This is a genomic window from Pedobacter sp. GW821-FHT01D05 (assembly GCF_059422505.1).
Window position 1 is genome coordinate 1,277,959 of record NZ_JBWKXA010000001.1, and the last position, 15,964, is coordinate 1,293,922.

At 36.5% G+C, this 15,964-nt stretch carries 15 protein-coding genes; 6 read left to right on the plus strand and 9 right to left on the minus strand.

Going from position 1 to position 15,964, the window contains the following annotated elements:
* Positions 1-214: 214 nt before the first annotated feature.
* Positions 215-1,231: a LacI family DNA-binding transcriptional regulator gene (locus AC07VK_RS05245; protein WP_215128868.1), complete on the plus strand. Its 1,017-nt coding sequence runs from the start codon at positions 215-217 to the stop codon at positions 1,229-1,231.
* Between the two features lie 21 nt (positions 1,232-1,252).
* Here the strand turns inward: AC07VK_RS05245 and AC07VK_RS05250 are convergent, their stop codons facing one another.
* Positions 1,253-2,188: a helix-turn-helix transcriptional regulator gene (locus AC07VK_RS05250; RefSeq protein ID WP_492958822.1), complete on the minus strand. Its 936-nt coding sequence runs from the start codon at positions 2,186-2,188 to the stop codon at positions 1,253-1,255.
* Positions 2,189-2,374: 186 nt separating this feature from the next.
* Here AC07VK_RS05250 and AC07VK_RS05255 point away from each other — a divergent pair, with 186 nt between their 5' ends.
* Complete coding sequence (locus AC07VK_RS05255; RefSeq protein ID WP_492958824.1) at positions 2,375-4,447, plus strand: TonB-dependent receptor plug domain-containing protein; 2,073 nt, start codon at positions 2,375-2,377, stop codon at positions 4,445-4,447.
* 25 nt (positions 4,448-4,472) lie between these two features.
* A complete protein-coding gene (locus AC07VK_RS05260; protein WP_492958826.1) occupies positions 4,473-5,513 on the plus strand; it encodes an HmuY family protein in 1,041 nt (346 codons plus the stop codon).
* Positions 5,514-5,875: 362 nt separating this feature from the next.
* Here AC07VK_RS05260 and AC07VK_RS05265 read toward each other — a convergent pair whose 3' ends face one another.
* From AC07VK_RS05265 to AC07VK_RS05280, 4 genes are all read right to left on the minus strand, one after another.
* Positions 5,876-6,055, minus strand: a complete 180-nt coding sequence (locus tag AC07VK_RS05265) for a BF3379 family histone-like protein (protein ID WP_010602585.1) — start codon at positions 6,053-6,055, stop codon at positions 5,876-5,878.
* A 182-nt stretch (positions 6,056-6,237) separates the two neighbouring features.
* Positions 6,238-6,822: a biliverdin-producing heme oxygenase gene (locus AC07VK_RS05270; RefSeq protein ID WP_492958828.1), complete on the minus strand. Its 585-nt coding sequence runs from the start codon at positions 6,820-6,822 to the stop codon at positions 6,238-6,240.
* Between the two features lie 75 nt (positions 6,823-6,897).
* Complete coding sequence (locus AC07VK_RS05275) at positions 6,898-7,317, minus strand: response regulator (protein ID WP_492953592.1); 420 nt, start codon at positions 7,315-7,317, stop codon at positions 6,898-6,900.
* A gap of 2 nt (positions 7,318-7,319) precedes the next feature.
* Positions 7,320-9,533 carry an ATP-binding protein gene (locus AC07VK_RS05280; protein ID WP_492953593.1) on the minus strand — a complete coding sequence of 738 codons (2,214 nt, stop codon included), beginning with the start codon at positions 9,531-9,533 and terminating at the stop codon, positions 7,320-7,322.
* 144 nt (positions 9,534-9,677) lie between these two features.
* Here AC07VK_RS05280 and AC07VK_RS05285 point away from each other — a divergent pair, with 144 nt between their 5' ends.
* On the plus strand, positions 9,678-10,046 hold the full coding sequence (locus AC07VK_RS05285; protein ID WP_492953594.1) for a response regulator transcription factor: 369 nt from the start codon (positions 9,678-9,680) through the stop codon (positions 10,044-10,046).
* 4 nt (positions 10,047-10,050) lie between these two features.
* Here the strand turns inward: AC07VK_RS05285 and AC07VK_RS05290 are convergent, their stop codons facing one another.
* The 3 genes from AC07VK_RS05290 to AC07VK_RS05300 are packed head-to-tail and all read right to left on the minus strand — an operon-like array spanning position 10,051 to position 11,415.
* Positions 10,051-10,857: a mechanosensitive ion channel family protein gene (locus AC07VK_RS05290; RefSeq protein ID WP_492953595.1), complete on the minus strand. Its 807-nt coding sequence runs from the start codon at positions 10,855-10,857 to the stop codon at positions 10,051-10,053.
* Positions 10,858-10,881: 24 nt separating this feature from the next.
* Complete coding sequence (locus tag AC07VK_RS05295; RefSeq protein WP_165456547.1) at positions 10,882-11,034, minus strand: hypothetical protein; 153 nt, start codon at positions 11,032-11,034, stop codon at positions 10,882-10,884.
* Positions 11,035-11,046: 12 nt separating this feature from the next.
* Complete coding sequence (locus AC07VK_RS05300; RefSeq protein WP_492953596.1) at positions 11,047-11,415, minus strand: SpoIIAA family protein; 369 nt, start codon at positions 11,413-11,415, stop codon at positions 11,047-11,049.
* Positions 11,416-11,556: 141 nt separating this feature from the next.
* Between AC07VK_RS05300 and AC07VK_RS05305 the strand changes: the two genes are divergently transcribed.
* On the plus strand, positions 11,557-12,675 hold the full coding sequence (locus AC07VK_RS05305) for an alpha/beta hydrolase (protein WP_492958830.1): 1,119 nt from the start codon (positions 11,557-11,559) through the stop codon (positions 12,673-12,675).
* Positions 12,676-12,759: 84 nt separating this feature from the next.
* Here the strand turns inward: AC07VK_RS05305 and ku are convergent, their stop codons facing one another.
* Positions 12,760-13,530: a non-homologous end joining protein Ku gene (gene ku, locus AC07VK_RS05310; RefSeq protein WP_492958832.1), complete on the minus strand. Its 771-nt coding sequence runs from the start codon at positions 13,528-13,530 to the stop codon at positions 12,760-12,762.
* Between the two features lie 129 nt (positions 13,531-13,659).
* Between ku and AC07VK_RS05315 the strand changes: the two genes are divergently transcribed.
* On the plus strand, positions 13,660-15,930 hold the full coding sequence (locus AC07VK_RS05315; RefSeq protein WP_492958834.1) for a glycosyltransferase family 4 protein: 2,271 nt from the start codon (positions 13,660-13,662) through the stop codon (positions 15,928-15,930).
* The last annotated feature ends 34 nt before the right edge of the window (positions 15,931-15,964 follow it).

Here is a 15,964-nt window from a genome sequence, read left to right on the forward strand (position 1 = left end):
TGTATATCAATTTTGTTTTTTTTAAGGGGCTAAAATTGCTTTCTATTTATAATTTTTCTATTATTAATTTTTAGAACGTATGGCCTTTATCTTTTCCGAAAGTATTGATATTTATATAGCAGAGGAAAGAAATGAGAAAAAAAAACAGCGCAAACGTTTGATTAATTTTGTATTATTACATATTGAAGAAATTTAATGTAGTTTAGCACTCAGAATGCAGTCGAAACCAACAACCATCAAAGAAATAGCCAGAATCTTAAACATTTCTCCATCCAGTGTTTCCAGGGGATTGCACGATCATCCAAGCATTGGAGCGGTAACGAGGGAGAAAATTAAGCAACTGGCGAAGTCTCTAAACTATGAGCCTAATAATGCGGCAATTCTTTTTCAAAAAGGGAAAACCTACACTATTGGCGTTATTTTACCTGAGCTATCAGAACACTTTTTCTCTATTGCTATTTCTGCAATTGAAGACGAGGCCATTAAGAAAAACTATACGGTTATTTTTGCGCAGTCGCACGATAATTACGACCAGGAAGTAAAGCTCGTTGAAAAAATGAAAAATCAACGTGTAGATGGTTTGTTGGTATCCATCAGTAAAGACACTTCAAAGTTTGATCATTTCGAGAAGCTCAATTCATTTAATATACCTGTCGTATTTTTTGATCGGATACCTCCTTTTAAAAACGTGCATTATGTAGCGTGTAGCTTAGAGAGTGCAACAATTAAAGCTGTGAACTATCTTTTGAAAAAAGGACACAGAAGTATTGGAATGATTAATGGGCCAAGTACCCTGTACGCGAGTGAGGAACGTAAAGATGGCTATATGCAGGCGATTACTTTTAACCGCTTAAAATTTGATCCGTCGTTAGTGGTGAACTGTGATTTAACTGAGGAAGGTACTATCGACGCTGCCAATCAATTTTTAAATCATAAGCGTAAACCTACAGCAATCGTGGCCTTTAATGATTATGTAGCACTCTTCTTGATTAAATATTTCAAGAAACTGAATGTAATAAATGATTTTGATGTAGTGAGCTATGCAAATCTGCCCATTATCAGCTATTTGGATAATTCGCCAGTAGCTTCAGTAGAGCAATACCCATATTTACAGGGACAAAAAGCCGCAAATATTCTTTTAGATCTTATTCATAGCCCTAATTCTGAGAACCAGGCTTACTACAACACCATTGTAGAGTCTGATTTGATTGTGAATGAGGTAAAAGAATAAACAAACGTTTGCGCTAAGCTTCTAGCTTTTGTTTAAAGTTCCAGGTAAGATATTAAACTGTTTTTTAAAAGCAGTGATAAAATGTTGTGCATTTTTATAACCTACAAGGAAAGCAACCTCATTTACGGTTTTCTTTTCCTTTGAAAGAAAGTAATGGGCCTTTTCCATCCTGATTTTATATAAATAGCCAAACACTGTATAGCCGGTTAGTTCTTTAAATCCTCTTTTAAGCTTATAATCGTTAATACCAACCTTACGCGACAGCTCCATTAACGAATTCGGATGCTGTAAATCATACGCTACCAACTGTTTGGCCAGGAGAATTTTTTCTACATCTTCCTTTTTTAAAATGAGCGTTTGTTTTTCTGGTTTTTGATTAAAATAGGCGATAATTAATTCAAATATTCTGGCTTCCAGAAATAGGCGCCTCATCCTCCCCTCGTGCTTAGGATAAATAATTTGCTGCAGTATTAACCCGATTTCAGCGCTAATGGGTTTTGGGATGGCAGTTTTGGTATCGGTAGTAGATCTTCCACCCGTTATCTGAAGGAAATACTGTTCTGTGAGTTGTATATAAAGGTATTTGGTTTTCGTCGTTACATTAAATCTAATTGCATTAACGCTTCCTATATTAAAATCCTGCTCCTCTTTATTCAGTGATAAAAAATGATCTTGTTGATGATCATAACCATAATTAACCGTACCGCTCAGACAAAATAGAAAACCAATGTGTGGCTGAGAAGATTCAAAATGAAAATTTTCTTCCTGTTGAGGGTGGACCTCAATAAGGCTAATGTGGATCCCCCTAAACCACTTTTCGTTAATATGGTATTTTACATCATTCTTTTCCAGCGCGACAGCCATTTCGTCTATATCCTTAAGGGTATCAAAGTCATCAGGATAGGTGTTCTTATAAATAATATCTCCTTTTGAATAGGCTGAGCGTTTAATTTCCATCTGTATATATCGTTTTAAAATGCAATAAGGCTATCATGATTTTATACATCCCATGGTTTGATAGGAAAAATCATAATGGCCCCTATTCATTTAATCCGTTTGGCGGCATTAATTATCCGTTTAACGTTATCTGCTTTTTGTGATTATCTACAAATTTGCACAATTATTTATAATTAGTCTAAATAAATGAGGATATATTTATCAATTGCCCTATCGCTTTGTGGATTTGTTACTGTGGCTCAGGAAATTAAAGTTGATACTACAAAGGCAAATGATTTGAAAGATGTGGTAGTTACAGGGCAATACGGACCGCAAACTTTGCGGAATTCGGTATACAATGTAAAAACAATAAGTGCAGAGCGGATTAAGCTAAGAGCAGCAGCCAATGTGCAGCAGATTTTAAATACCGAACTCGGCTTTCGCTTTAGTAACGATTTAACCTTAGGTACAACCGATGTTTCTTTAATGGGGATGACTGGCCGAAATATTAAAATTTTATTGGATGGAGTGCCGATGGTAGACCGATCGGATGCCCGAGAAAGTTTAAACCAAATCGACATCAACACCATTGAAAGGATAGAAATTGTAGAGGGTCCGATGTCTGTTGTGTATGGCACCGATGCGCTGGCCGGAGTAATTAATATTATAACCAAAAATGCCGGAAAGCAATTGTTAAGCGTTAATGCACGTGTACAGGAAGAAAGCGCTGGAAAAGAATATAACCTAATCAACGGTGCAGGCCAGCATAATCAGCATCTAAGTATGAGTTGGCAGCAAGAAGGCTGGAGTGTTTTGCTTGGTGCATCACACAACGAATTCGGTGGCTGGAATATGGCTCCGAAAACAGCATTTTTAGAAGAATTTAATAGCTATAAAAATCAATGGAAGCCTAAGGAGCAATGGCTTGGTAATATTAAAATCGGCTATAGAAATCAAAACTTTAGCCTATGGTATCGCTTAGATGGGCTAAACGAGGATATCGATTCGCGTTTTGGAATAAATCCATCGAGTTTCGAAGGGAAGCTGTCTACCTACACCACCAAACGTTATACGCAACAATTGCAGTCTGAATGGAGGCTAAATGATAAATTACAGGTTACAGCTATAGGAGGTTACACCGATTTACAACGATCAACCCTTACCGTTATCCATAATTTTACAAACAACACAGAACGATTAAGTGACGATAAGGGCGAACAAGATATAGCAAAATTCAACTCAACTATTTTTAGGGCCACTGCAATTTACACCTTAAATAAGTCAGTTTCATTTCAGCCTGGCATCGAGTACAACAGAGATGCTGCCAGCGGACAGAGAATTAATGGATCACCTGTAATTAATGATTATGCTGCCTTTATTTCTGCCGAGATTAAATTTGCTAATGGAATAAGTGCAAGACCGGGATTGAGGTTTATTAAAAACTCCATTTACGATGCTCCCCCCGTAATTCCATCAATAAATACCAAGTTTACTTTAGCTAAAGATCTGGATCTTCGATTGGCTTATGCTAAAGGTTTTCGTTCCCCGGCATTGAGGGAGTTATATTACGATTTTGTAGATGCCAGTCATAATATTTTAGGTAACCCCAATTTAAAAGCCGAAGAATCGAACAGTTTTAATGGCTCCTTGGCCTGGGCCGGTTTACATCGAAAAGATTTGCAGTTCCGTTCTACGCTATCAGGTTTCTACAATCTGTTTAAAAACAGGATTAATTTTGCCCAGTCTCCTACAGATAACTCCATCACCTCACTATTTAATGTAGATAAATATAAAACCACGGGTGGTACTTTAGACAATACATTGATTTATAAAAATATTCAGGCTACACTCGGCATATCGTATATCGGCCGATATAATGATTTAAGTGTGAGTAATCCAGACTTGGAGACTCCTGAATTTGCATGGGCTACGGAAGTAAACTCGAATATAACTTATACGCTTCCGAAAATAAATGGGAGTATCAGCCTCTTTTACAAATATACGGGGAGCTTACCAAGCTATAAACTTACTGCCGAAAACGATCCCACCTCAGTAAAACTGACGAAAATTGGCGATTTCCATACCGCAGATTTAATGCTGAACAAAAATCTATTTAAATCTTTAACCATTAATGCAGGTATTAAAAACCTCTTTAATGTTACACAATTAAGCAATACTTCGACGGCAACTGGTGGAGCGCACAGCACAGGTGGTGATGTTCCATATAGTTATGGCAGATCATATGTGCTTGGGCTAACCTATAACTGGAATAAACTTTAACAATAAACAACATAATTATAATAACATGAATAAACTAAACTCATTAATCGCTATTGCGTGTTTAGCTGCAACATTTACGGCCTGTAAAAAAAACACAGAAGAACCTATTTTTGTTGCCCCACCTTCTGATGGAAGTACTTTAACCCTTAGTGGTAAAACAGCAGAATCAAATTATACAAATATCGTTTATGTAGATTTTAGCACTGATAAACAGACTTCTGCAGAGCGAAAGAGTTTCAATATCGGGTTAACTTCTGATGGTAAATTCAGAGTTGTACTTAATCCTTCTTATCAAACTACGGCAACGGTAACATCAAAAACCGATATTACAGCTGTTACATTGGCAGACCCAGGAACAACAGTTAATTTAAATCACGATATCATGGATCCGCTTACGGTGTCGTTAGTTGATTATTGGGATGGAAATATCACTAAAACAGCTTTTGCCGAAGTAAGTGCTACTGAAGCAGAAAACAAAGTTTATTTATTAAGCTACGAAGGGAATAAGGATAAAGACAAGTGGTTTAAATTAAAAGTTACACGTAATGGCTCAGGCTACAAAATTCAATATGCCCGACTAAACGAAACGGTAATAAAAACTTTGGATGTGCCTAAAAGTGCAGACTATAACCTGGTTTTTGTTTCATTGGAAAACAATAAAATTGTTCAGGCCGAACCGGTAAAAAGTGCATGGGATATTTCATGGAGTTATAGTACGTTCAACTCTGGTTTAGGCTCGCCTTATTGGGTTCAGGATTTTGTGTCAATCAATAACTTAGGCGGTGTAAGTGCGGCAATGGTAGCTAAAAAAGATGCTTACGCCACATTTACTGAAGCAGATTTGGCTGGTCTTACTTTTCTATCGGCAAAAGATGTAATTGGTACAACCTGGAGAACTTCACCTAGCCAAGCTGGTACGGGCGGAGCAGTTAAAACTGATCTTTGTTATATTATTAAAGACGCTACCGGTAATTATTATAAACTGAAATTCAACAGCTACATTTCTGGCGATGGTGGTGAACGCGGTAAACCGGTAATTGAATATAAATTGGTTAAGAAGGGATAATGTGAGCTAAGGCTTACCTAAAAAAATATGTTTTGTTAGTTGGATATAGGCTCTCCGCGATGGGGAGCTTTATCTTTTTATGAAGGGTATAAGTCTTAAACGCCATGTTGATCCGATGGCTATTGGATTTACTTTACAAGCAGAAATAGTATTTTAATAGCTTTTTAGCTACTCCGTGGTTAGCATTTATCATGCTAAAAGAAGATCCTGAAACAAGTTCAGGGTGACGATACGACGAGTAGCTGCAAGACTTATGAAGTCTGACATGCATATCGTAGTTAGACTTCGTAAGTCTAACTAACATTAAACGCAAAAAGGGCCCCGGCATACCAGAACCCTTTTTGTTTCTTACTCGCGAAATATTATTTTCCAGAGTTTTTCTTGTCAGTTACTTCTGCACGGATTTCTTGTGCTAAAACTTTAAGATCTTGCATTGCTTTACGCACACGAGTACCAGCAGCTGCATTGCCAGCATTATAAAATTTTTCTACATCTGCTTCAATAGCAGCAACAGCAGCTTTAACTTTTGAGAATTTTTCCATCGCTAATTGATGTTTTTAAGGTTTAAAAAATTTATTTTTTCAATAATACATATTTACCTTGAATTAACAACAGAAAGCAAATATTTATTTAAAAGAAGTTTTGCACATTTACACAATCAAAAAAATGCCCTGGCACTATTATAGAGGTATTTTTTCGGATTTTGAGATCAAAATCTAATAACTCAATTCAGTTGTTTGGATAAGTTGATCAGGTTATTGAAGGTTAAATTGGCGCTATTTATACAGCGTTTATAATCGGCCTCAGCAACGGTCTGGTTTATTACTGAGACAAATATTTTCCATTTTGTACCCAGTTCATCACCATAAACACCATAATAATTTAGGCCTTCTTCGTGATCTTTAAAATTTGGATTGGCTAAAATATGCCTTTTAATTACGTTTCCGCCCAATGTAGCCCCTTCTAACACATACAGCGCACCTAAAACTTCGGCAGTATTTTTTTTCGGAACAAACAGTTCAAAATCTAAACCAGGCAATGTTAAATTGTCTATTTTCCAATATTTTAAGTCTTCTTCTAAAGCAGTAAGTTTCAATCTGCTTTTCATTTCCAATTGCTCAGCAATATTTGCATCCAGCATATTCGCAAGCATATTCTCTAATTTCTGATGAATGATGTAATTAATGGTCAACAGCTTTTTATACTGATCAATGCTTAAAGAATTGTTCATAATCTCATTAACAAACATTAAGGATTCTAATGTTTTATGGTTTTCTGCTGTTTCAGTTCTCAATAAATTGGCAATCATATTTGGGTTTTAATTATTAAAAAAAGAAAGATCCGGATTTAATACCCGAATCTTCCCATATGGTTTTATAAAATTTTAATTTAACCTCAAATGTTGGTTAAACCAAAAATCGTGTACAGAATGTATACATTTAAGCAGGTTTTCGTAACCATCGGGTTTGGTAAGATAGGCATTGGCACCAAACTCTATCGATGCTTTAACATCGTCGGGATTATCTGATGTAGAAAACAAGATCACGGGTACCGTTTTGAGGTAAGGAATATCCCGTATAAATTTTAACAGATCTAGTCCCGATAAACCAGGCAAATTCAAATCAAGCAAAATTAATTTAGGTTTGATTTTACTTTCAGCAAAATTTTGAAGTTTTTGTAATGCTTCTGTACCATCTTCAACTATAGTTAAATTAAGGGTATTCTTAACCTCTTGTACGGCACTTTGCATAAAAAATGCATAGTCTACATCATCCTCAACATAAAATATATCTGGTGTTTTCATTTTTATCTGTTTTTAAAAGCCACAAAAAAAGTCGATCCTGCATTTAACTTACTCTCAAACCAAACCCTCCCATTGTGTTTTTCTACCACCCTTTTTACAATAGCCAGCCCCACCCCTGTTCCTTCTATATCCTTAACATTATCCATTCGCTTAAAGAGCTCAAAAACCCGATCGTAATAACGGTTGTCAATTCCAATGCCATTATCTTTAACTGCGTAGATAGTCTCTTCTCCATCAATGTACGCAGAAACTTCTACTTTGGGTTTGTCCACCATGGCAGAATATTTTACCGCGTTTCCGATCAAGTTGGTGAAAACCTGTGCTATCATGGTCTTATCTCCATTTATATTTGGGAGTTGTCCTAAAACTAATTCGGTACGGTCTGCTTTAAAGGCCGACCATACTTCTCTTCTTATTTCTTTTAACAGAGATCCTATATCAACTGTTTCAAAATTTATTTCAGAACGGCCAACTCTTGCCAAATTGAGGATCTCCTTAATTAAGAAATTCATTTTATCAGCGCCTATTAAAATCCTGCTCAGCATTTTTTGGCCATTTTCATCAATGCTCTTATTTTTAAGCATCAGCTCAGCATAAGTTTTTATCGAGGTTAACGGTGTTCTTAAATCGTGCGAAACCGTATAGCTAAAAGTATCTAATTCTTCGTATGCGGCCTGTAACTTTTCGTTGAGCAGCCTAATTTCGTTGGCCTTTTTATTAATATCGGTAATGATAATTTCGCGTATCCTTAAAACGGAGGCAATTTCTTCAGCCATCCATTTTTCCGAAGTATTATTAACTACATGCGACCAGATTTCGAAAGATTTTCGGGGAGACAGGCTTAACAAACCATTTTCTGAAGGAACTGCAGCTTTTTCCGGATTTCCGGCCCAATTCACAGTGGTAATGATTTCGGGCTTAAACCAGATGATCATTTCGCCCATTTCCTTATTGAGCATACAAGAAAGAAGTCCAGAGGCTATTGATTTGTATTTTTTAGCCGGAGAATGGATTTCAGACAATCGATGGGTATAATATATCGATTCATCATTGGTTGTTTTTAACCACTCAAGGAGTTCTCTTATTTCTTCCTCTGATGGTACATTTCCGATCGTTTTAAGTTCATTTTCGAAAAAAATGGCTACCCCCGAAGCTTTGGTTACATCTAAAATAGTTCTTTTGTGGGTAGTTATGGCCTCAACTAAATACTTGTCGCGGTTTAAATGTTCTAAAAGAACATTGGCAGTACTTTTAAATTGCTCAATAACTGCTGCATCTTCTTCTTCCTGTCGGTATTCTAATGCCGAGGAAAGGATCTGCCCGATTAACTTAGCGCCTTCCCTGGCTTTGTAGTCAATAAACTTAGGACTGTAGTTGTGGCAGGCAATTAACCCCCATAATTCGCCATGAGCGATTAAGGATATGCTAAAACTCGAATGGACACCCATATTCTTCAGATATTGAATATGTATGGGCGATACAGCGCGTAAGCTACCATTGGTTAAATCGAGTGCCTGGTTTTCTTTAAAAGTTAGAATTGGCGAATCAGTTTTGTTTACATCGGCAATTAACCTGGTCAGGTTGAGTTTATAAAGCACCCGAGCCTGTTTAGGGATATCAGATGCGGGGTAATGCAATCCAAAAAATGGTTCTAAATCTGCTTCTTTTTCTTCTGCTACTACTTCGCCATGACCATCCTCTAAAAATTTATAGATCATAATCCGATCATAATTGATGAGTTTTTTTACTTCTTGAGCAGCGCCTTTTAACAAAGCTGAAATACTTTTCCCCTGAAGCATAGATGAGGCAGAACGGCCTATGGAACTCTGAATATCGAATTGTAAGGTTACCGGCTCAAATTCCAATAACCACTCACTTACTGATGAAGAAATAATCAGATAAAAAGAAAGGCCATTAATTTCAACAGGATGCGGACTAATTGCATCAAAGCTTTTACGGATAATACCTAGCTTAAGCAGCTCTTCGATATGAAACGCCGGATCTTGTTGTTTAATAAACTGGTTTAAGACTGAAAGCTGTTTATTTAATAGGCTTTTAGCTTCTTCCGCTAAAAACACTTCTACATTTTCACTGATGTAGGTAATGGATAGGCTGTTTTTATCAACTGCTATTAGAAATCCATGTGATTGAATTTTACCAGGAATATGAATGGGTTCTTTATCACAGTTGCTTAGGTCAACAGAAAATTTAGTCATATGTATTTTGATATTGCAGCATATTTAATTTCACGAATTAACAAATATTAAGCCTCTTTTTAGAATGTCTCTATTTTAGCAAATTCGGTTTTGAGATTTATTTTTTATTATATATTTGTTTGAAATTTTAAAATCATCTCAATCTTGGCAAAGAAGAATATTTTGGTTATTGAAGATAACCATGCAATCCTTGATGTTATAACCCTTATTTTAGAAAGCGAAGCCTTTAACGTTGATGGACTAAACAAAGGTGCAGATTTTATTAATCATGTTCAGGAATTTAATCCGGATGTGATAATCATGGATATTATGCTTCCAGATGCTGATGGAAGGATACTTTTAAAAGAACTTAAAGATACAGCAGCTACACAGCATATTCCCGTTTTAATGATTTCGGCCCGTTATAATGCCAACAATTATACCTTAGATGGAATAGAAGCCGATGACTTTATGGCAAAGCCATTTAATATTGACGAATTGATGGATAAAATTTATGCATTATTGCGAAAGTAAGTTTTTACTCGGGCATACCAGGTAATTTTATTCCTCCAAGTTTTAGGTTTTTCATCAGCACTTCCAAAAAAGAAAGTTTAGTGTCTGTAAAACCATGTGCTTTAACCCAAACATTTAAACTTACTTTAAATCCACTATCTTCTAAAGCAGACACACCAATTCTCCTTTCTGGTGTTTTGAGACAATCCTTAAATTCATCGACCGTTTTATTGAAAACAGTTACAATCTGTTCATAATCTATACCATAGCTAAACTTCATTTCAATATCCAACCTCCTGCTGCCTTCTCTGCTGATGTTGATAATCACTTCGTTTGATAATTTGCCGTTTGGAATAACTACCGTTCTGTTATCAAATGTTTTAACAATGGTATAAAATATCTGGATCGATGTTACGGTCCCTTCCTGACTTTGTGCAATAATATTATCGCCCACAACGAAAGGTTTCAAGAGTAAAATTAATACGCCACTGGCAAAATTTTGCAGTGTACCAGATAAAGCCAAGCCTGCCGCAACTCCAATACCACCAATGAGTACCGTTAAAAAAGTAAGCTGAATGCCAATAATCTGCATTACTGTAAGTACCAGTAAAACCCTTAAGGTAATCAGTATTAAACTGGTTAAAAATGGTCGCAACGATGGATTTATATCTTTACGGTGCATACCACCCTGCATCCATTTTCCCAAAAGCTTAATTAGCCATAAGCCTAAAATAAGCAACACTATACCTAAAATTACCGATGGTCCTTTGTCAATTATCCAATCGTAGGCTTTATCATAAAAATGCTCGATGTTATTGGCATCAATCTTCATAAACTAGGATTTTGCTTCTAATTATTAAGGTTTTTTATGTTTAACGGGCGCATCTTTAGTTACATTTACTTTTTTTGCATCTTTGGCTGATGTTACTTTATCATCAGCACCTTTAGCTTTTGCATTTTTCGGTGCAGTAGCCTTGCTACTTTCTGCCGATGTTTTAGAATTTTTCATCTTTTTTAATCGTTAATCTTCAGCATCCAGCCACGCTTTTGCTTCTTCTATTTCTTCTGGTTTAAAACCTTTTGATTTACCTGGCGTAGCTAACGTAAAAACATCCGTAAACCACTCTACTCCTTTTTCGGCACTTACTACTGCAATTTTTTTCCATTTGGTAAAATTTTGCAGACCGGCTTTAACATCCTGTACCCATGCACCCGCAGTGAAATTTTTCACATCAGTTTCTAAAACGAGCAGGTATCTGATTTCCTTAAAACGCTCAGCGGTTCTTTTTAAACCGGTTAATAAAACACTCTTTATATCATCGCTTGTCACTTCTCCGGTAGCCCTTACGCCAAAAATATGATCTGGTAGTCCTGTTATTTCTGTTAGCATAATTATTTCGTTTATTTAAGAACACACTAATTCATCAAGATGTTTGCCATTTAAATAAATTAGGAAAAGTTGAGTGGCAACAAAAACACTTATCTTGCTGTTTCTGTTATAGAAACAATATTTATAAAATAAAACAATCCTATGAAAATTAACTGGTTAAAACCTGCTTCATTTATTTGTGCTGTAGCTGTTTGGATTGCTGCTTGTACAAGCGGAACAAAAACGACTACGGTTACAGATTCGACCATAACCGACTCTACATTAACAGCAGCATTAAAACCTGCCGGCCCTGCCCCCGAGTGGGGAAAAACAATAAAGCCAGAAATGCAGGCTGTAATGGAAAAATTAAATAGCTATGGAGATAAACCTTTAGAAACTTTAAGTGCTACCGATGCACGGAAAAATCATACACCAACCGATGCGGTAATGGATCTGGCAAAACAGAACAATATAACCTTACCAATTGCTAAGGTAGATACCATAGGGAAAGATATTGATGTTAGCGGAGGAAAAATCCACCTGCGTGTTTATACACCAAAGGATGGAACCGGGCCCTATCCACTAATTGTTTATTATCATGGCGGTGGTTTCGTTATTGCCAATTTAGATGTTTATAACGCGTCTGCACAGGCTTTGGCCGAGCAGGTCGGTGCAGTTGTGGTTTCTGTAGCTTACCGCTTAGCACCCGAAAACAAATTCCCTACTGCGCATAATGATGCTTTTACAGCTTATGAATGGGCAGTTAAAAATGCAGTTGATTTAAAAGCCGATCCAGCTAAGATTGCAGTTGTTGGTGAAAGTGCAGGTGGAAATTTAGCGGCAAATGTATCTGTTATGGCCAGAGACAAACACATTATGCTGCCGGTGCACCAGGTTTTAATTTATCCCATTGCTCAGGCAGATATGAATACTGAATCTTATAACATGTATGAAAAGGCAAAACCGCTGAACAAGGCAATGATGGGCTGGTTTACAGAGAAATATCTGACCACCATGATTGAAGCGCAGGACCCTAAAATATCGTTGGTTAATGCCAATTTAAATGGGCTACCGTCAACAACTATTATTACAGCCGAAATAGATCCGCTACACGATGATGGTGTAATACTCGCCCGTAAATTGAAAGCTGCAGGAGTAAAAGTGGACAGTAAAAATTATGAAGGCGTAACACATGAATTTTTTGGTATGGCGCTGCTTATACCAGAAGCGAAAGCGGCTCAGGCTTATGCTGCAGATCAATTGAAAGCTGCTTTTAAATAGAAAGAACAGCCTTGGAGTGGATATCACTCCAAGGCTGTTCTTGTATAGCGTTTAGCGCAGCGCGCTTTTAAAACTTCAGGTTAGCTATGCGCCTTTCTTCGAGCCCAAACTCTGCATCAATTGATCATAAAGGTCGTCGCTTGTCGCTTTTTGTGGTTTCATCTTTTTAACCGTTGCCCGTTTGCCTTTAGATTTTGCTTTGATAATCTTCAATAATTCGCTGCTATAATCATCTTTAAAGGCGCTCAGGTCGAATTTAGAACTGTATTGTTTAATCAATGCCAAGCCCACATCCATTTCTTTTTTGGTAATGTTAATATCGTCAACTTTGTTAATTTCTGATAAACTTCTGATTTCCTGTTCAAACCTGATTTTAGTAATCACAATTACATGTTCCATGGGATGGATAACACAAAGATTTTCTGTATTCCGCAGTACAAATCGGGCCACTCCAGCTTTACCCGATTTCTCTAAGGCCTTTAGTAATAATCCGTAAGCTTTTTTGCCCTGCTTTTCAGGCTCGGTATAATAAGAAGTTTCGTAATAAATAGGATTAATATCTTTTATATCAACAAAATTCTCTAATTCAATAATTTTGGTTTTTTCAGGCGCAGCCTCTTCAAAATCGTGCTTATCTAGCACCACATACCTGTCTTTTAAAAAATAGCCTCTAACAATCTTCTCATAGGGTACTTCTTTATGGGTATTTTCATTCACCCTTAAAAATTTAATCTTTGCGTGATCACGCTCATCGAGCATATCTAAATCGAGATTGCTGTTCTGGACAGCAGAAAACAACTTAATTGGAATGTTTACCAAGCCAAATCCAATAGAACCTTTCCATATTGATCTCATAGTTAAATATTTACTTACTAACAAGTGTCCAAATCAGATTGTTTTGGCTTTATTAAGCGTAAATTGAGGAAATCACAAACTATTTAGATAATACAATGTTATTTAAATATCAATCCTATTTAAATACATATGAAAATCGCCTACATTTCAACCTATCCTCCTCGTGAATGTGGTTTAGCTACATTTAACCAAAATTTGGTTAATGCTTTAAGTTTAAATCCTGCTTATAATTCACAGAAAAGTTTTGTTGTTGCATTAAATGAATCGGATGATGTTAATGAACACGATTACCCAAACGAAGTGAAATTCGTAATCCGCCAGCAAAACCAAAAAGATTATATCGATGCTGCAGATTTTATCAATAACAGTGATGTAGATAGTTGTATTATTGAACATGAATTCGGTATATATGGTGGCAATAGCGGTGTATTCTTATTGTCCTTAATCAATAGATTAAAAAAGCCATTCATTACCATTTTGCATACGGTTTTAAAAGAACCGAATTTCATGCAACAGACCATTATTAAAGAGATTGCAGTTAAATCTTCTAAAATAGTCGTAATGAGCAAAAAAGCAGTCATGTTTTTGACCAGCATCTATCAGATTCCTAAGGATTCGATCAAATTAATTGAACATGGCGTTCCAGATCTGGAACCTATACCCAATAATGAAATTGCGCAAAGTGCGCTTTTCACCAATCGAAAAGTACTTTTTACATTTGGCTTAATTAGCAGAAATAAAGGCTTAGAAACCGTAATTAAAGCTTTACCGGAAATTGTTGCTCAACATCCGGATGTATTATATGTGATTTTGGGCAATACTCATCCCGGCGTTGTAAAACATAATGGCGAAGAATATCGCGATAGTCTGAAAACATTGGCAAAAGATTTAGGTGTAGAAAATAATATTGCTTTTGTCAATAAATTTGTGTCTGAAGAAGAATTGCATCAGTATTTAACAGCCTGTTATTTATATATTACGCCTTATTTGAATGAAGCGCAGATTACCAGTGGTACTTTATCATATGCCATTGGCGCTGGTGCGGCAGTAGTCTCTACCCCATATTGGCATGCACAAGAGCTTTTAGCCAATAACAGGGGCAGATTATTTGATTTTAAAAATGATGTCCAACTGACAACCATTGTAAACGAACTTTTAAGTGATAAAGATAAATATCAAAAACTGAAGCAAAATGCTTACGAATATGGATTGAAGCTTCGCTGGCCAGCCATTGGCGGTGTTTATCTCAACGTATTAAATGAAGCTGTGGCTCTAGGGAAAAAGCCAGAAAGAGTTACTCCGCCTATTATTGATGTAGAAGGTATGCCAGCGCTTAACTTAGATCATATTTCGCTACTAACAGATGATACCGGAATTATTCAGCATGCCCGTTTTGGTATTCCAAATTTGAAAGAAGGTTATTGTATTGATGATAATGCCAGAGCTTTGATTATGGCATTAATGGCTATCGAGCAGGATAAAAATCCTAAAGCTTTAAAATTCATGCCTGTTTATCTGAGTTTTATTCAATATATGCAAACGGATGACGGGAACTTTAGGAATTTCTTAAGCTTTAACCGCAATTATTTGGATGAGATAGGCTCAGAAGACTCTTTTGGCCGTACCATCTGGTCATTAGGTTATTTAGTCTGCAGTGCACCCAACAATTCTTACCGTGAATTTGGTAGAGAATTATTTTCGCATTCTATTCCACATTTTAAAGGATTAAAATATCTGCGGGGAAAAGCCAATACCATTATTGGTCTATCGTATTATCTGTGCGCCCATCCTGGTGATGAGTTAATCACAAAAGAAATCAATCTGCTGGCCAATTCCTTAAAGGCATCATATCAAGACAATAAAGATGGCGATTGGCATTGGTTTGAAGATATTCTTACCTACGATAATGCAATCCTTCCTTTGGCGTTGCTTCATCATTACGAAGTTACGGGGAACGCAACATCTTATAAAATTGCGATGGAAAGCATTGAGTTTTTAAATAGCTTCTCTTTCGAAAACGGATACCTAAATCCGGTCGGAAATGCAGGATGGATGAAAAAACATGGCAAAAACCCTATCTATGACCAACAGGCTATAGAAACGATGGCAATGGTATTACTCTATGCTAAAACATTCGAGGTAACTAAAGATGATAAATATCTAAATTTAATGCATATCAGTTATCAGTGGTTCTTAGGGAAAAACAGCCTGCATATTCCTTTATACGATTTTGAAACACATGGATGTGCAGATGGATTACAGTTTAACAGTGTGAACAGGAACCAGGGTGCTGAGAGTACACTGGCCTATTTCATCTCTCATTTGGCGATATTAAAGGCCGCAGAAACCGAATATGAAACACTGTCGTCTCCCCTGGTGGAAGCAGATAAATGTAGTTAAAGATTAATTTGTCTTGGAGATATTAAGGCTGGCT